This is a genomic window from Rhizobium bangladeshense (assembly GCF_001662075.1).
Taxonomy (GTDB): Bacteria; Pseudomonadota; Alphaproteobacteria; order Rhizobiales; family Rhizobiaceae; genus Rhizobium; species Rhizobium bangladeshense_B.
Window position 1 is genome coordinate 97,772 of the sequence record NZ_LYPL01000003.1, and the last position, 16,062, is coordinate 113,833.

17 protein-coding genes are annotated in these 16,062 nt (G+C 61.8%); 10 read left to right on the forward strand and 7 right to left on the reverse strand.

Going from position 1 to position 16,062, the window contains the following annotated elements; genetic code table 11:
• Window positions 1-60: 60 nt before the first annotated feature.
• Window positions 61-891: a response regulator gene (locus A7X77_RS08030; protein WP_064682433.1), complete on the reverse strand. Its 831-nt coding sequence runs from the start codon at window positions 889-891 to the stop codon at window positions 61-63.
• A gap of 392 nt (window positions 892-1,283) precedes the next feature.
• On the opposite strand from A7X77_RS08030, the gene A7X77_RS08035 reads away from it, so the two are divergent.
• A complete protein-coding gene (locus A7X77_RS08035; RefSeq protein WP_064682434.1) occupies window positions 1,284-2,267 on the forward strand; it encodes a hypothetical protein in 984 nt (327 codons plus the stop codon).
• 114 nt (window positions 2,268-2,381) lie between these two features.
• On the opposite strand, the gene A7X77_RS34195 is transcribed toward A7X77_RS08035, so the two are convergent.
• Window positions 2,382-2,516, reverse strand: coding sequence for a hypothetical protein (locus A7X77_RS34195; protein WP_280950326.1), 135 nt, complete (start codon window positions 2,514-2,516; stop codon window positions 2,382-2,384).
• A 40-nt stretch (window positions 2,517-2,556) separates the two neighbouring features.
• Between A7X77_RS34195 and A7X77_RS08040 the strand changes: the two genes are divergently transcribed.
• From A7X77_RS08040 to arsH, 5 genes are read left to right on the forward strand one after another with little or no spacing between them, the layout of a single operon-like run.
• Window positions 2,557-2,913 (forward strand): ArsR/SmtB family transcription factor, encoded by a 357-nt coding sequence (locus A7X77_RS08040; RefSeq protein WP_064682435.1) that lies wholly within the window; start codon window positions 2,557-2,559, stop codon window positions 2,911-2,913.
• A complete protein-coding gene (locus tag A7X77_RS08045; protein ID WP_064682436.1) occupies window positions 2,910-3,440 on the forward strand; it encodes an arsenate reductase ArsC in 531 nt (176 codons plus the stop codon). The genes A7X77_RS08040 and A7X77_RS08045 overlap by 4 nt, the downstream gene beginning before the upstream one ends.
• Window positions 3,440-4,138: an MIP/aquaporin family protein gene (locus A7X77_RS08050; protein ID WP_064682437.1), complete on the forward strand. Its 699-nt coding sequence runs from the start codon at window positions 3,440-3,442 to the stop codon at window positions 4,136-4,138. Before A7X77_RS08045 ends, A7X77_RS08050 begins: the two co-directional genes overlap by 1 nt.
• A complete protein-coding gene (gene arsC / locus A7X77_RS08055) occupies window positions 4,135-4,557 on the forward strand; it encodes an arsenate reductase (glutaredoxin) (RefSeq protein WP_064682438.1) in 423 nt (140 codons plus the stop codon). The genes A7X77_RS08050 and arsC overlap by 4 nt, the downstream gene beginning before the upstream one ends.
• On the forward strand, window positions 4,532-5,257 hold the full coding sequence (gene arsH, locus A7X77_RS08060) for an arsenical resistance protein ArsH (RefSeq protein ID WP_064682439.1): 726 nt from the start codon (window positions 4,532-4,534) through the stop codon (window positions 5,255-5,257). The genes arsC and arsH overlap by 26 nt, the downstream gene beginning before the upstream one ends.
• A 229-nt stretch (window positions 5,258-5,486) precedes the next feature.
• Here arsH and A7X77_RS08065 read toward each other — a convergent pair whose 3' ends face one another.
• From A7X77_RS08065 to A7X77_RS08085, 5 genes are all read right to left on the reverse strand, one after another.
• Window positions 5,487-5,753 (reverse strand): hypothetical protein, encoded by a 267-nt coding sequence (locus A7X77_RS08065; protein WP_064682440.1) that lies wholly within the window; start codon window positions 5,751-5,753, stop codon window positions 5,487-5,489.
• 112 nt (window positions 5,754-5,865) lie between these two features.
• A complete protein-coding gene (locus A7X77_RS08070) occupies window positions 5,866-8,391 on the reverse strand; it encodes a mechanosensitive ion channel family protein (protein ID WP_064682441.1) in 2,526 nt (841 codons plus the stop codon).
• A gap of 126 nt (window positions 8,392-8,517) precedes the next feature.
• Window positions 8,518-9,069, reverse strand: coding sequence for a DUF924 family protein (locus A7X77_RS08075; protein WP_064682442.1), 552 nt, complete (start codon window positions 9,067-9,069; stop codon window positions 8,518-8,520).
• A 186-nt stretch (window positions 9,070-9,255) separates the two neighbouring features.
• The gene (locus tag A7X77_RS08080; protein WP_064682443.1) at window positions 9,256-10,320 is read right to left on the reverse strand and encodes a sensor histidine kinase; all 1,065 of its coding nucleotides are present in this window, start codon (window positions 10,318-10,320) and stop codon (window positions 9,256-9,258) included.
• Window positions 10,321-10,507: 187 nt separating this feature from the next.
• A complete protein-coding gene (locus tag A7X77_RS08085; RefSeq protein WP_064682738.1) occupies window positions 10,508-11,953 on the reverse strand; it encodes an MFS transporter in 1,446 nt (481 codons plus the stop codon).
• Window positions 11,954-12,482: 529 nt separating this feature from the next.
• Between A7X77_RS08085 and A7X77_RS08090 the strand changes: the two genes are divergently transcribed.
• From A7X77_RS08090 to A7X77_RS08105, 4 genes are all read left to right on the forward strand, one after another.
• Entirely contained in the window at window positions 12,483-13,808 is a 1,326-nt protein-coding gene (locus A7X77_RS08090; RefSeq protein ID WP_064682444.1) for an ABC transporter substrate-binding protein, read from the forward strand.
• Window positions 13,809-13,925: 117 nt separating this feature from the next.
• Entirely contained in the window at window positions 13,926-14,894 is a 969-nt protein-coding gene (locus A7X77_RS08095) for a carbohydrate ABC transporter permease (protein ID WP_064682445.1), read from the forward strand.
• Complete coding sequence (locus A7X77_RS08100) at window positions 14,891-15,844, forward strand: carbohydrate ABC transporter permease (protein WP_064682446.1); 954 nt, start codon at window positions 14,891-14,893, stop codon at window positions 15,842-15,844. The genes A7X77_RS08095 and A7X77_RS08100 overlap by 4 nt, the downstream gene beginning before the upstream one ends.
• Window positions 15,841-16,059, forward strand: coding sequence for a hypothetical protein (locus tag A7X77_RS08105; protein ID WP_064682447.1), 219 nt, complete (start codon window positions 15,841-15,843; stop codon window positions 16,057-16,059). The genes A7X77_RS08100 and A7X77_RS08105 overlap by 4 nt, the downstream gene beginning before the upstream one ends.
• Window positions 16,060-16,062 lie beyond the last annotated feature (3 nt).

Sequence of the window (16,062 nt, forward strand, 5' to 3'; positions counted from 1 at the left end):
CGTTGACGGTTCCCCTCCGTCATCGCCCGCGCCGTCGCGGCACCGATGCTTGAAGAGCCGTCAGGCAACCGCCCGCTCCTTGCGCATCGATTGAATTTGCAGAAGCGTATCGAGATTCTGGTTGACGCGGCAGTAGAACTCCTCGTCGATGAAGGGGCGCAGCATGAAATCATTGCCTCCGGCCTTCAGGAACCGCGCCGAAAGCAGCCGGTTCGATGAGGAGGAAACGCCGATGATGCGCAGTTCGTGCGAGCCGATATTGGCGCGGATGCGTCGCGTCAGTTCGAAGCCGTCAATATCGGGCATGTTGTAGTCGGTGATCATCAGGCCGATATCGCGATTGGCCTTCAGGATATCCAATGCCTTGCCGCCGCTCTCGGCGACGCTGACGCGGAAATTATAGCGTTTCAGCCGGCTCGACAACAACGCACGCGCCGTCGCGCTGTCGTCGACGATCAGCACATGGTGGCGATGATTGGTCAGGAACCGGCAGATCGACTCCGCCAGCAGATCGACCGCGAAGATATTGTCCTTGAGGATATAGTCGACGATGTCCTTGGCCATCAGCTTGTCCCGCATGCCGTCGTGGAAGGTGCCGGTGAAGACGATCGTGGGAATGGAAAGATCGACCAGATATTCGAGCGCTTCGCCGTTTTCGGCGCCGGGCAGATTGATGTTCGAGATCGCCAGCGTGATCGGATCGGAAGATTTGTCGTAGGAATATTGCAGGTCTTCGAAGTTGCGGCAGATCTCGACGTCAATGTCAAACAACTCCTTGAGGCGTTTGCTGATCATCGAAGTGAACACGTTTGAATCTTCGGCGACAATAATTCGCGCGCCGGCAAACATCTCTCCAGAATATTGCATCCCCGAAATACCTAAAAACGCCATCGTAAAACCTTTAATGTAAAATCCGTCCCCAATTCCACCGGATACATCAATTGATTTGACTAATCATTAATCAGCACTGTGGATACGAAAACGGAGAGACGACCCAATGGCGCCGATGCCGATTTTCTTGCGGATATGATTAAGAAATCAGGCGCGAAGCCCCGCGTTCTCGACATTGAACGGGCGTTCGCCGACGACGATCACATTCTCCGCTTGTCAATCGGGTGCCGACCGTTCGTCACAGAGGCAGCGCGGCGTTCAACTCTCCAGAACACCGATCGGGGCGCCGGCTGATCAGGGTGAGACGTTGACGCCCGCGCAGGCACTCGGCTGGCAGCGCGCGGGCGAAGCGATTATAAACGGGTGGTCGACCGACCGCCGAGAGGTTTCCGATGGCCCAATCCGACCCGGTGATTGCATGGCTACTCGACTCCGACCCGTCGATCCGGTGGCAGGTCATGCGTGACCTGCTTGACGCACCGCAGCGGGAATGGATGGCCGAGCGGGCAAAAGTGGAGACCGAAGGGTGGGGCGCAAGGCTGCTTGCCTGCCAGGACGAGGACGGGCAATGGGCGGGTGGCGCCTTTCTGCCCGCCGGTTTCGACCCTTGCGAGTGGCGCGAGTGCGGCCAGCCTTGGACGGCCACGACTTTTTCCCTTTCGCAACTGCGGGAATTCGGTCTCGATCCCGCGTGTGAGCGGGCGAGGCGCACCGTCGAATTGATCGGCACCCATGCCCATTGGGAAGAGGGCGGCCAGTCCTATTGGAAGGGCGAAGTCGAGGAGTGCATCAATGGCCGCACGGTCGCCGACGGCGCCTATTTCGGTGTCGACGTCTCCTCCATTGTCGAGAGGCTGACCGGCGAGCGCCTCCAGGATGGCGGCTGGAATTGCGAACGGTGCAACGGCTCCATTCGATCGTCCTTTGCCAGCACCATCAACGTCCTGGAAGGCCTGCTGGAGTTCGAGCGAGCGACCGGCGGTACGCCGCAATCCCGGGCGGCACGCAGAACGGGCGAGGAATTCCTGCTGAAGCGCAACCTCTTCCGCCGTCTCGGCACCGGCGAGCCGGCCGACGAACGCTTCCTGCACTTCCTGCACCCGAACCGATGGCGCTACGACATCCCTCGCGCCCTCGACTATCTCCGGTCAAGCGCCCTCCTCACCGGCTCCGCTCCCGATCCGCGCCTCGGCGAGGCGATCGACCATCTTCGCTGCCGCCGTCTTCAGAACGGCAGATGGCCGCTCGACTGGACCCTGCCGGGCCGTGTCTGGTTCGAGATCGATGAGGGAGAAGGTCAGCCCTCACGCTGGATCACGCTCCGGGCGATGCGGGTGCTCAGATGGTGGGATGCCCACGCGTCAGTCAATTCCTGATGCCAGGCGAGCGCGGGACATGCGGACCGCTCGGCTGTTACACGACCCCCGCGGGTCTCCCCGTACAGCAGCCGCTCCCCCGTCGCCGATGGACCGCAGCAGGCCGCAGCCTTTCTACTCTCCTCGGCGAGCCAGCGGTCGCGCGGCTTGCGGCTTGCCGGCCGCGGCAAAAGGCATTGCCGCGCAATAAAGCAGCAGGCCGAGGCTTATCTCCTCCGCCTGAATTTTATTGTTGTCGATGGCATTCATCTGCGCTAATCCGTTTCAACGATTCAAGGATTATTGAAATATGGATCAACGCCAAGCCCTCGCCGCATTCGGCGCGCTTTCGCAGGAAACGCGCCTCCATATCATTCGCATGCTTGTCGTCTCGGGTCCTGACGGAATGGCGGCGGGCTCCATCGCCGAAAAAGCCGAGGTTTCGCCATCCAACGTCTCCTTCCACCTGAAGGAGCTGGAACGATCAGGGCTGATCGCCCAGCAACGTGAATCGCGCTCGATCATCTACACCGCCAATTACGAGGCGCTTGGCGGTCTGATCCGTTTTCTGATGGAGGATTGCTGCGGAGGGAACGCCGAAATCTGCGCGCCCGCCGCCGCCGTCGCCGCATGCTGTGCACCTGCAACCAAGGAGGAACTGCAATGACCACAGACCGTGTCTACAATGTGCTCTTTCTCTGCACTGCCAATTCTTCACGCTCGATCCTGGCGGAGTCGATCCTCGAGACCGAGGGCAAGGGCCGGTTCAAGGCCTATTCCGCCGGCAGCCAGCCGAAAGGCGAAGTCAATCCATTGGCGCTGAAGGAACTGCAGGCGCTGGGTTATCCCGCAACCGGATTCCGCTCGAAGAGCTGGGACGAATTCGCCAAACCCGGCGCACCGGAGATGGATTTCATCTTCACCGTCTGCGACACCGCCCACGGCGAAGCCTGCCCCGTCTGGATCGGCCATCCGATGACCGCTCACTGGGGCGTCGAGGATCCGGCCGCCGTCGAGGGCAGCGAGGTCGAGAAGGGCCGCGCCTTCGCACAGGCCGCCCGTTTCCTGAAAAACAGGATCATGGCCTTCCTCAGCCTGCCTTTGGCCTCGATCGACAAGCTGGCGCTGGAATCGCATCTGCATCAGATCGGGGCGATGGAAGGCACGACGGCAAAACCGGCAGGGGCCGCTTGATGGCTTCTTACGATCTATCGCGCCGATTGGTCGCGGAGGCGCTCGGCACCGCCATGCTGGTCGCAACCGTGGTCGGCTCCGGCATCATGGCGACATCGCTGACCGCGGATGTCGGGCTCGCCCTGCTCGGCAATACGCTGGCGACCGGCGCGATCCTGGTCGTGCTGATCACCGTGCTGGGGCCGATTTCCGGCGCCCATTTCAACCCGGCCGTCTCGTTGATCTTCGCCATGTCGGGCTCACTGCCGAAACGCGACCTCGGCGGCTACGTGCTGGCGCAGTTTGCCGGCGGCGTGGCCGGCACGATCTGCGCCCATCTGATGTTCAACTTGCCGCTCCTGGAATTGTCGAGCAAGGTCCGCACCGGCGGCGCGCAATGGTTTTCCGAGGGGATTGCGACCTTCGGCCTCGTCGCAATCATTCTCGCCGGTATCCGCTTCGAGCAGAAGGCCGTACCATGGCTGGTCGGGCTTTACATCACCGCCGCCTACTGGTTCACCGCCTCGACCTCTTTTGCCAATCCGGCGGTGGCCTTCGCCCGCTCCCTGACCGACACTTTTTCCGGCATCCGCCCGATCGACCTTCCGGGGTTCTGGCTTACCGAAATCGTTGGTGCGGTCGCAGCCCTCCTCCTCTTCAACTGGCTGCTGCAGCCGGTCGAGACATCGTCAACCCTATCCTCCGAAGCGAAACTATGAACGTCACCATCTACCACAATCCCGCCTGCGGCACCTCTCGCAACACGCTGGCGATGATCCGCAATGCCGGCATCGAGCCCGATATTATCGAATACGTCAGCACGCCGCCGTCACGCACGGAGTTGGTGAAGATGATCGCCGACGCCGGCCTGAGCGTGCGCCAGGCCCTGCGCGAGAAGGATACGCCCTACGCCGAACTCGGCCTCGGCAATCCTGATCTGAGCGATGACCAGTTGCTCGACGCCATGCTCGCCCAGCCGATCCTGATCAACCGGCCCTTCGTCATCACCCCGCTTGGCACACGGCTGTCGAGGCCGTCCGAGGTGGTCCTGGAAATCCTGCCGGAGACGCATAAGGGCGCCTTCACCAAGGAGGACGGCGAGAAGGTGCTCGATGCCGAAGGCAAACGCATTGTCTGACCTGCCAGCGACTTCGCCGGCCCACCTTCGTCAGCCGGATCTGGCAGCCTTGCGGCCGCCCTTCTCAACGCATAAGCCGCGCATTCTCATCCTTTACGGCTCGCTCAGGACCGTATCCTACAGCCGTCTCCTGGCGCATGAGGCATCACGGCTGCTCGAGCATTTCGGCTGCGAAGTGCGGATCTTCGATCCGCAGGGGCTCCCCCTTCCCGACGGAGCGCCGGTCACCCATCCCAAAGTGCAGGAATTGCGCGAATTGTCGGCCTGGTCGGAAGGCCAGGTCTGGGTCAGCCCCGAACGACACGGCGCAATGAGCGGGATCATGAAGGCACAGATCGACTGGATACCGCTGTCGGTGGGTTCGGTCCGGCCGACGCAAGGCAAGACGCTCGCAGTCATGCAGGTTTCCGGCGGATCGCAGTCATTCAATGCCGTGAACCAGATGCGCATCCTCGGCCGGTGGATGCGGATGATCACCATTCCCAACCAGTCGTCGGTGGCAAAGGCGTTCCAGGAGTTCGACAGCGATGGGCGCATGAAGCCCTCATCCTTTTACGACCGCGTCGTGGACGTCTGCGAGGAACTGGTGAAATTCACATGGCTGACGCGCGACGTCTCGGCCTATCTCACCGACCGCTACAGCGAACGCAGGGAAGAAGCCGACAAGCTCGAAGGGCGCGTGGGCCTCAAATCCATATGACGCCCGCCGCCTCCGAAAGGCCGCCCGACATGGCTGGTCGGAATGGACCTTCGGCGCGCTGTCGGCGGCGCTTCTCATCGGTGGCCTGGATCCTGGTCGCTCGATTACCGCCACGCTCGGCGCCGCGGCCGTGGCGGCATTCCTCGCCATCCGACCGCTGATGCGGATGCCCGTGCCGGCGCACACGGCTCTGGCGCGCGGAGAGCCGTAGCCCAACGGCGCCGCAGCCTTATTTAACGACGGCCGAGCCCTTGATGATGTCGATCGTCTCGCCGCCGTCGAGGCCGATGCGGTCGCCATCGGGCGTCGTCATGAAGCAGCCGGAAGGGCAGAGGTTTTCCGAAGCTCCGGCATCGACGACGACCTCGACACGCTGGCCGCCCTCGGTGATGACGAGCACCACGGCGGCAGGATCGGTATTGGTGACGGATGCCGCATTGACCGCCGGCGCGGCAAGCAGCGGGATAAGCAGCGCGGCGGCAAATCTTGCCATCATGTGCGGCGGCGCGGGTGCGCCCTCCCCTCGAACGATCGGTGCTGCCCTCGGCAGCGATCCCGATGCAAGGGATCATGCACATAGACCTGTGAATGATGGCTGAATGAGCCGTTCAGCTCTTCAGGCTGGCCTCGGCGGTCCGGCCACGTAGTTGTCGCACCCGATGCTCCTCCTCGCCGGCAGCGCCGTCCGCGGAGCTGGGCCTGACGTCCTTGCCCACGTTGGCGATAGCGGCGGGCGCCTCGCGATGGATGGTCAGGTCGCTCTGCGGCAACGGGATCTCGATACCCTCCGCCTTGAAGCGCTTGAGGATCTCGATCCTGAGATCGTTGCGCACCGTCATGCCGTCGCCCATATCGGCGAGGAAGAAGCGTAGCTCGAAGTCCAGCGAATAGGGACCGAACCGCAGAAATTCGACATGCGGCTCGGGGTTGCGCATCACGAGCGGGATCTTCGCCGTCAGTTCGAGCAGGATATCCATCACCTTCTGCGGATCGGCGTCGTAGCTGACGGAGACCGGAATTTCCGAGCGGCCGATCTTGTTGCGGTGCGTCCAGTTGCCGACCAGCCCGTTGATCAGCTCCGAATTCGGCACGATGATCGACTGTTTGCGGAAGGTCTCGATCTCGGTGGCGCGCACCGAGATGCGTTTGACGATGCCTTCGGCCGTGCCCGAGACAACATGGTCGCCGACCTTGAACGGCCGCTCGACCAGAAGGATCAGGCCGGAGACGAAGTTGGAAACGATGTTCTGCAGGCCGAAACCGATGCCGACCGAAAGCGCCGAGGCAACGAGCGCAAAGCTCGACAGATCGATCCCGGCGGCCGAGACGCCGATGATCGCCGCCACACCGACCCCGAGATAACCGATCCCCGTCTTGACGGAGTTGCGCACGCCGAGATCGACATGGCTTCGCGCCATGACATTGCCATCGAGCCAGCGCTGCACCCAGCGCGTCAACAGGTAGACGCCGGCAAACAGCAGAATGCCGGTGCAGATGCCGAGCAGCGAGATGCTGATGCCGCCGAGCTTGACCTCGGTAAACAGCCGATAGGCGAGAAGCTGCAGGTCCTGCACATGGAAGCCCCAGAGCAGCAGGATCAGCGGGATGCCGACGAGCAGCGCCACCGCATAGATCGCAAGGCCGACGAGCAGGCCGACCTGGTCGATCGCCACAGGCCCCAGATTGAAGCGGCGCGTCAGGAAACGGGCGAAGAAGGTGTCGCCGAAGCTCTCCTGTCGGGAGATCGCCTTGCCCGACAGCAGACCGACATACATGGTGGCGACGACCGCACCGGTGATGATGAACTGCGTGGCGACGAAGCGCGCCAGTCCTACATAGCCTGCGAGCGCGGTGACTATGAGGCCGGCGCCGGCAACGCGCAGGATGATGGCCATGCCGCGCGGCCAATGCCGGCCCGGCGCGTCGGGATCGCCGTTCCGTGCCAGCATCGGCTTGCCGAAGGAGGCAGCGATAAGGATCACGCCGATGATGAGCGCGGCGATCAGGCTCCTGACCACCGTCAGCACCAGCGGGGAACCCATCGCCTCGCTGACCGTGCCGAACAGATAGTCAAGGCCGTTGACGACAGCCATCGCCAGCAGGCAGTAGCCGATCGAGCGGGCGCCGAGATTGGAAAGCTTCACCAGCCGCCAATGCGGTTCACGCGGCGCGAAGATCGCGTTGACGAACCGGCCGACGAAATAGACGAGCCCGATCGTGCCGAACAGCGCGCCGATGACGGGTGCGATATCGGGCCGCAGCACGTTGAAACTATTGAGGAAGAAAAACGAGGTTACGAGCAGCACCGCAAGCGCCAGAGTGCGGATCAACGTCGACCAGAAGGCAATCGACAGCCGGCCGATATAGGACGGGTTCTCGACCGCCTCATCGCGGCGCAGATATGCGCCGAACAGGCGGTAGCTGCCGGAGAGCAGAATGAGCGCCGAGGCGAGCGACAGGAAGATCGCCGCAAACAACGGGAAGCGCTTGAACTTCCAGACGAAGGCGCCCCAGCTGGACAGGGCCTGCGAGAATTCGCTGACCTCGTGCACGAAGGCGCCGGCGGCGTCGTCGAGCACCGAGACGGAGATTTCGGTACGTCTGAGAAGCGTATCGGCGAAAAGCCGCCGTCGCATCTCGATAATCTCGTTGACCAGCTGCGTCACCGCGATCGACAGATTTTCGGCGTCGCCTGTCACCGCATTGATCTGCGCACGCTCGGCGGCAAGCGCATTGCGCTCCTGGGTGACGATCTCAGCCTCGGGCGGCTGTCCATCCTTCGGCGGATCGCCGATCTCGCCAAGGCGGTTTTTGATCTGATCGAAACGCGGCCTGAGATTGACCGAGATCGTGATGACAGCGCGGCTGAGTTCGTCGGCCTTGGCAGCAATCCCGACCAGCGCATCGTCATTATCGGCGTTCTGTTTGACGCTGTCCTGAAGCGAACCAAGCTGGACCTTCGCTTTTTCGATTTCCTTCGCCGCCTGAGCGGATGGCGTATCGACAAGCGGCGTCTCTGCCGTCGCCTGCGTCTGCGGCTCCTGCGCCAAGGCTGCGGCACTCTCGAAATGGGCGCCGGCCAGCGCCAGCGTCATCAACAGAATGGTGCGAAGCAGGATCGTTCTCAGCCGCAAAAGCGCCTCCGGGAGGGTTGTCGTCAGGATAGAAAGTCAGCTTTTCATTGCAAACAAAGGCGACAGAAAGGCGGGAAATGCCTAAAGCGCCTCGCAGCGTACTTGAAAGACCTGAATGAGAAGCACTCAGAAGCCGGCGCCCGGCCGGGAGAGATAGTCACGCTCCGCAGCCGTCGATTCCCGTCCGACGATGGCATTGCGGTGCGGAAATCGGCCATAGGCGGCGATCACATCGCGATGACGGATGGCATAATCCAGGTATTCGGCGTCGCCTAGCGCAGTGAACAAGGCCACCGAACGTTCCTGCTCGTCGAGGTTTTCGGCATGTTCGAACGGCAGATAGAAGAAGGTGCGACAGGCGACCTCGACCGCCTGGTCGCCACCGGCCGCAAGTGCGAGCTTGGCTTCCCGCAGCGCCAGTCCGTCGGTTGCGAAGGCGAGCGGCGTGCCGCGATAGATGTTGCGGGGGAACTGGTCGAGCACGATGACCGCCGCCAGCCGGCATATCGCATCGGCCCGCCATTCCTCACTGATGCCTGCCGCCAGCGCTAGATGCGTATCGCGGTAAACATCACGGATCTCCACGTCAAGTTCCGGCGGCGGCTGGAACCACAGCTCCCGGCCGCATCGAACGAACCAGAAATCATAGACTTCGCGCGGCGTACGGATTGTCGTCATGGTTGTCCTCCCCTTGCGTTAGGTTTGATGATGCGATGCCGGTAAGCTATTGCAGAAAAATGATGATGCTGTGCCGTGAGGCCCTCATCCGCCTGCCGGCACCTTCTCCCCGAGGAGAGAAGAGACCCGTGGCAACGTCTCGATTCCCCTTCTCCCTTTCTCACGGGACGCCCTGCACCACACGTCCTACTTCCCCTCATGCAACGAAAATACGAGCGTCGCCCTCGTCCCATTATGATGGGGATCATAGGCGAAATCCGATTTCAGGCTCGCGGCCATCCCGGTCAAAATACGCGTACCGAGCCCCGTCCCTCTGGCCGGGCTCTCCGGATCAAACCCCGCGCCGTCATCCTCGACGATGACCTTCAGCACCTCTTCTGTTTGATCGACGCTGACACGGATCTCCCCCGTCACGCTGTCCGGATAGGCATATTTGAAGGCATTGGTGACGAGCTCGCTGACGATCAGTCCGAGCGTGATAACCTTGTCGGTCGCCAGTTTGACCGGCGCCGCAGTCAGCATGATGCGATGCGGCCGCTTGTCGTCACGCATCGACGCTTCGAGTTCGGTCAGCAGGCTGTTCAGATATTCATCGAGCTGCACCGTTCCGACCTGCCGGTTGGTATAGAGCCGGCGGTGCACGCTGGCGATGGCGTTGATCCGCATCTGCGTTTCGTGCAGCGCATCGATCGCCACCTGGTCCTTGGTCATCGAGGATTGCATGCGGATCAGCGCGCCGACCAGCCCGAGACTGTTGGCAATGCGGTGATTGACTTCGGCAAGCAGCATTTCCGCAAGATCGCGCTGCTGGCGGATCACCTCCTGCGCCTGCGCCGTCTCGCGGCGAAAACGCGCCCGCTCCAATGCCTGTTCGAGGGCAGCCGCGAGCAGATCGAAATAATCGGCCGAGATCTCCTTCAGCACGTAGTCGTCGGCACCCGCCTTCAGCGCCGCGACCGCGATGCTGGTATCGTCCGAACCTGTCGCATAGATGACCGGTGGATGATCCGGCATCGCCGTCATGCAGGGCAGAATGTCGAGACCGGTTTCGTCGGCCAGCATGTGATCAAGCACGACGGCATCGATTCCACCTTCGCCGAGTCTTGCCAGACCGGCAGCGCCGTTCTTAGCCCACTCGACCGAAAAGCCGCGCCGAAGCAGGTTTTTCTGCATCAGCAATGCAAGCTCCTCGTCGTCGTCGATATAGAGGATGTGGATCAGGACATCCGCATCGCCGCTAGAATTGCTCATTCCGTCTCCCGGCGTTCTCCCGCAGCGACGATGGACCGCAAGCGCGACTCGTCCGCATGGCAATGTCGTATTGCATTGACCGCCCGAGGTAAACAGCCGCTGTCCCCCGCTCTTGTCGCAGGCGGCGCGAAAGGATGACAACGGAAAACCGGTACCGCAGAGCGGCTTGATTGGTTTCGTCGGCAGGTTAGTTTTTCTGGAATTTCCGATGACCCGAAACTTCCGCTCCCGCCTCCGCAGGCAATTGCAGGAAGCGCAGCGACGAGATGACCCCGATCGCTCCGACCAAGACGAAGGCCCAACGGAAGTCGGCAAGAACGGGGGTCTGGACCCCTCTGAGAGCCGCGGCAATGTTGAGCACGGCGGCCGCCACGGCCACGCCGAGCAGCATCGACACCTGCTGCAGCATGCTTGACAGCGTCGAGGCCGAGCTGCGCTGCGCCGGACCGATATCGGCGAAAGCCAGCGTGTTCAGCGCGGTGAATTCCATCGACCGCGACAGGCCGGCGAGAAAGAGCAGCGCATGGATGAAAAACTGCGGTGTATCAGGCGTCAGAAAACCGCAGGCGACGATCGAAAACGCCGCGATCAGCCCGTTCAGCACAAGTACCGTGCGGAAACCGAAGAAACGCAGGAGCGGCGTCGTCACCGTCTTCATGCCGAGATTGCCGAGGAAATAGACGAGCAGATAAGTTCCGGCGGCAATTGAACTCAGCCCGAATCCGAGCTGGAACAACAGCGGCAGCAGGAACGGCGTCGCATTGATGGCCACCCTGCAGGCCGTGCCCGCCGACAGCGTCGACATCGCGAAGGTCTGGACGCGGAAGGCTGAAAGGTCGAGAAGCGGATTGTCGACAGCGAGGAAATGTCGCGTCGCCATGACGGAGAGCACGGTGCCGGCCGCGAGCATTGATATCACCGGCAGAAGCCCACCTTCCCATTTGACCGAGAGTTCCAGGGCGGCGAGCAGGAAGGTGAGCCCTGCAGCACTGAACACGAAGCCGACGAGATCGAGACGGCCGGCGTCGGCCTCACGCTGCTCGGGCACGAAGCGCAACACCAGCCCCATGCCGAGAACACCGATCGGGATATTGATGAAAAAGTTCCAGTGCCAGCTGGCATAGGTGGTGATGAAACTGCCGAGCACCGGGCCGATCACCGGCGCGGTCAGCGCCGGCCAGGTGATCAGCGCGATCGCCTGGACGAGTTCGGACTTGCGGGCGTTCTTCAGCACGATGATGCGCCCGACCGGTGTCATCAGCGCGCTGCCCGCCCCCTGGACGGCGCGCCACAGCACGAATTCCATCAGGCTGCCGGACAGCCCGCAGAACAGCGAGGCGCCGGTGAAGACGCCGATCGACATCAGGAAGATACGGCGCGCGCCGAAGCGATCGCCGAGCCAGCCCGACAGCGGAATGAAGGCCGCCATCGTCAGCATATAGACGGTGATGCCGATGCTCATCGACACCGGCTGCACGCCGAAACTTGCCGCCATCTGCGGCAACGAGGTGGCAACGATCGTGCCGTCGAGAATCTGCATGAAGAAGGAGACGGCAACGACCAGCGCCACGATCTTCGCCTGGCGGCCGCTTGCCGCCTCTTGCCGGTTCTCGCTCGTCTCTGCTGTGGTCATCGATCTCATAATGCAATTTGTCGGCGCGGCTGGGAAACCGGAAGGAGCCGATCGGAGGATCTGCCGCGGAAAGCGCGCGAGCGACGCCGCGCGTTGGCTGAATACGCCCGTTGCATCAGGCCGGAAAGGCCAAATCTTGCAGTCGGACAGAAATTCCCGATACGGCCGGCGGTCGGCCCAAAGAAAAAGCCCCGCCGAAGCGAGGCCAAGTTTGAACCCTCCCGGGAAAACAGGAGCGGCGTCGACCTCCATATCCTGCGGCCCATATCGCCGCGAGGCCAGATTTCGTCCCATTGGTACGCCTGCCGCAGAAATTTCCCGGATTTTCCGAAAAAGAGGGCAGGACCCGCTCCGCCGATCGACGCAGCGCGTGCGACGCAGCGACGAATGTCGCTTGCAATGTTTATAAAAATACGTATCACTAAACATATTGCTAAACATGATGATTGAGAAGTTCATGTGAGCATTCTCTAAAACGGGTGAACATGCGACGCCGGCGGGGAGCCGGCATTGGTTCTGGGAGGAACTTATGCAGAAAACATCGAAAGCCCTTCTTGGGCTGTCCGCGGCATTCGTCATGTCGTCGGCATTGCCCAATCTCGCGAAAGCCGATGAACTGACGCTGTGCTGGGCCGCCTGGGACCCCGCCAATGCGCTGGTCGAGCTGTCGAAGGACTTCACCGCCAAGACTGGCACGCAGATGAAGTTCGAATTCGTTCCCTGGACGAGTTATGCCGACCGCTTCCTCAACGAGCTGAATTCCCATGGCAAGCTCTGCGACCTCATTATTGGCGACAGCCAGTGGATCGGCGGCTCGGCCGAGAACGGCCACTACGTCAAGCTCAACGACTTCTTCGACAAGGAAGGCATCAAGATGGATGACTTCGTGCCGGCGACGGTCGTCGGCTACTCGGAATGGCCGAAGAACACGCCGAACTACTGGGCGTTGCCCGCCATGGGCGATGTCGTCGGCTGGACCTACCGCAAGGACTGGTTCGAGAAGCCGGAACTGCAGAAGGAATTCAAAGCGAAATACGGCCACGCTCTCGCAGCCCCGAAGACCTACGACGAACTGAAGAAGATCGCCGAGTTCTTCCAGAAGCGCGAGATCGACGGCAAGACCGTCTACGGCGCCTCGATCTATACCGAGCGCGGCTCCGAAGGCATCACCATGGGCGTAACCAACGTCCTTTACGACTGGGGCTTCCAGTACGACAACCCGAAGAAGCCTTACGACATGGAGGGCTTCGTCAACTCGGCCGACGCGGTCAAGGGTCTCGAATTCTACAAGTCGCTCTATGATTGCTGCACTCCGCCCGGCAGCTCCAACGTCTATATGGTCGAATCCGCCGACGCCTTCAAATCCGGCCAAGTCGCGATGCAGATGAACTTCGCCTTCACCTGGCCCGGCCTCTACAAGGACGAGAAGGTCGGCGGCAACAGGATCGGCTTCTTCCCCAATCCTGCTGAAAAGGCGCATTTCGCCCAGCTCGGCGGCCAGGGCATTTCTGTGGTGTCCTACTCCGACAAGCGCGACGCCGCCCTGCAATACATCAAGTGGTTCGCACAGCCCGAAGTGCAGGCCAAATGGTGGGAGCTCGGCGGGTTCTCCTGCCTGAACTCCGTCGTCAACGCGCCGGATTTTACCAAGAGCCAGCCCTATGCCCAGGCCTTCCTGGACTCGATGGCGATCGTCAAGGACTTCTGGGCCGAGCCGAGCTACGCCTCGCTGCTACAGGCCATGCAGAAGCGCGTCCATAACTACGTGGTCGCCGGCAACGGCACCGCCAAGGAAGCGCTCGACGGCCTGGTGAAGGACTGGAGCGACGTCTTCAAGGACGACGGCAAGATCTAATGCCGGACGACGCGACAGTCGGCATCCTTCTGCGCGCCATCCTGACTAGGATGGCGCCCGGATCGGCAGACGAACGGGCCGCCAGATCTTCCATATCCCAATAGACCGGGTGAAAAATTGACCATTTCCCATTCCTCCATTGTCGAGAAGGCGGCCGATGCGACAGCAAGGGCAACGCCGGTCTCGGTCGCCAGGCGCGTTCGCGGCCTCTCAGACAGGGCGATCGCCTGGCTGTTCATTGCGCCGGCCATCACCTTGCTGTTGGCGATCAACATCTTCCCGCTGCTTTGGGCGGTCTATCTGTCCTTCACCAATTACCGCGCCAACCGGCCCAATGCGCCGGTCCAGGGCATCGGCCTTGGGAACTACGAACGCGTTCTCAACGATCCCGATATCTGGCAAGCGATGCAGACCACTGCGCATTTCGTCTTCTGGACGATCGTGCTGCAGACGGTGATCGGCTTTACACTCGCATATCTCATCGACCGCAAGTTCCGCGGCCATGCCTTCTGGACGACGATTATCCTAATCCCGATGATGCTGTCGCCCGCCGTGGTCGGCAACTTCTGGCGCTTTCTCTACGAGCCGCAGATCGGCCTCTTCGCCTATGCCGTCTCGCTGGTGTCGGGCATTCCCACATCCGATGTCCAGATGCTCGGCAATGTCTCTCTGGCGCCCTGGGCGATCATCATCGTCGATACCTGGATGTGGACGCCTTATGTGATGCTGATCTGCCTCGCCGGACTGCGCTCGATCCCCGACTATATCTACGAGGCGGCCGAGGTCGATCGTGCATCGCCCTGGCGTCAGTTCTGGTCGATCACCGTGCCGATGGCCCTGCCCTTCATCATGCTCGCGGTGCTTTTCCGCGGCATCGAGAATTTCAAGATGTTCGACATGGTGACGCTGCTGACCGGCGGCGGACCGGGCTCGGTCACCGAGGTCGCCTCGATTACGCTGAAACGCGCCGCCTTCGAAAGCTGGGCGACCGGCCGGGCCTCGGCCTTCGCCATCGTCCTCTTCGTCGCGGTGTTCGGCCTCGCCAACATCTACGTCAAGGCATTGAACAAGGTGAAGCAAAGATGAGCGCCGCCAACTCCGCCCATTCGGTCGTCGAGCCGAGCCTCACCAGCAAGCGCATCGCCGGCACGATCGTCGTCCTCTATGCGCTGATCACCCTCATCCCGCTCGTCTGGATCTTCCTGACCAGCATCAAGTCGCCGCCGGATTCGATCAGCTATCCCCCGAAGATCGTCTTCACGCCGTCTCTCGAAGGCTATTGCAACCTGTTCACGACGCGCACCCGGCAGACCCCTGACTATATCGCTTCGCTGCCGGCGCCGGTCGGCGCCTGCGATGAGGTGACGCGCAAGCGCAACATGGTGATCGCCGGTCCGTCGAATTTCTTGCCGCGCTTCGTCAATTCGCTGGTGATCGCTTTCGGCTCCACCTTCCTCGCAGTCTTCCTCGGCACGCTCGCCGCCTATGGCTTCTCCCGCTTCAAGATCCCGCTCGCCGACGACCTGCTGTTCTTCATCCTGTCGACTCGAATGATGCCGCCGATCGCCGTCGCCATCCCGATCTACCTGATGTATCGCGAACTCGGCCTGTCGGATACGGCCCTGGGCATGATCCTGCTCTACACTGCCGTCAACGTCTCGCTTGCCGTCTGGCTGCTCAAAGGCTTCATCGACGAGATCCCGCGCGAATACGAGGAAGCGGCGATGATCGACGGCTATACCAGGCTGCAAGCCTTCCGCAAGGTCGTGCTGCCGCAGGCGACCACCGGCATTGCCGCAACTGCGATCTTCTGCCTGATCTTCGCCTGGAACGAATATGCCTTCGCCGCCCTTCTGACCTCGGGCGGGGCCCAGACCGCGCCGCCCTTCATCCCGACGATCATCGGCGAAGGCGGACAGGACTGGCCGGCAGTCGCCGCCGGCACGACGATCTTCCTCATCCCGATCCTCGTCTTCACCATTCTCCTGCGCAAGCAGCTGCTGCGCGGCATCACCTTCGGAGCCGTTCGCAAATGAGCCACCTGATCGAAACACGCACCCGCACCCCTGCCCGCCCGAAACGGTCATTCTTTCTGCGCCGCCGCCCGATGGAAAACATCGCAACCGTGCTGATCGGGCTCGGTTTCCTGATGCTGTTCCAGCCCTTCCTGCTGGTGCTCTACACTTATTCGCTGGTGACCCTGCTCTTGGGTACCGTGATGTTCATCATCGTTTCGAAGTTCCCGGAGTGAACC

Coding starts and splice junctions, on each gene's coding strand:
- A7X77_RS08065 (WP_064682440.1), bottom strand. CDS start 5,753: ATGATGGCAAGATTTGCCGCCGCGCTGCTTATCCCGCTGCTTGCCGCG.
- A7X77_RS34195 (WP_280950326.1), bottom strand. CDS start 2,516: ATGAATGCCATCGACAACAATAAAATTCAGGCGGAGGAGATAAGCCTC.
- A7X77_RS08035 (WP_064682434.1), top strand. CDS start 1,284: ATGGCCCAATCCGACCCGGTGATTGCATGGCTACTCGACTCCGACCCG.
- A7X77_RS08085 (WP_064682738.1), bottom strand. CDS start 11,953: ATGACCACAGCAGAGACGAGCGAGAACCGGCAAGAGGCGGCAAGCGGC.
- arsC (WP_064682438.1), top strand. CDS start 4,135: ATGAACGTCACCATCTACCACAATCCCGCCTGCGGCACCTCTCGCAAC.
- A7X77_RS08045 (WP_064682436.1), top strand. CDS start 2,910: ATGACCACAGACCGTGTCTACAATGTGCTCTTTCTCTGCACTGCCAAT.
- A7X77_RS08075 (WP_064682442.1), bottom strand. CDS start 9,069: ATGACGACAATCCGTACGCCGCGCGAAGTCTATGATTTCTGGTTCGTT.
- arsH (WP_064682439.1), top strand. CDS start 4,532: ATGCCGAAGGCAAACGCATTGTCTGACCTGCCAGCGACTTCGCCGGCC.
- A7X77_RS08030 (WP_064682433.1), bottom strand. CDS start 891: ATGGCGTTTTTAGGTATTTCGGGGATGCAATATTCTGGAGAGATGTTT.
- A7X77_RS08090 (WP_064682444.1), top strand. CDS start 12,483: ATGCAGAAAACATCGAAAGCCCTTCTTGGGCTGTCCGCGGCATTCGTC.
- A7X77_RS08100 (WP_064682446.1), top strand. CDS start 14,891: ATGAGCGCCGCCAACTCCGCCCATTCGGTCGTCGAGCCGAGCCTCACC.
- A7X77_RS08050 (WP_064682437.1), top strand. CDS start 3,440: ATGGCTTCTTACGATCTATCGCGCCGATTGGTCGCGGAGGCGCTCGGC.
- A7X77_RS08105 (WP_064682447.1), top strand. CDS start 15,841: ATGAGCCACCTGATCGAAACACGCACCCGCACCCCTGCCCGCCCGAAA.
- A7X77_RS08080 (WP_064682443.1), bottom strand. CDS start 10,320: ATGAGCAATTCTAGCGGCGATGCGGATGTCCTGATCCACATCCTCTAT.
- A7X77_RS08040 (WP_064682435.1), top strand. CDS start 2,557: ATGGATCAACGCCAAGCCCTCGCCGCATTCGGCGCGCTTTCGCAGGAA.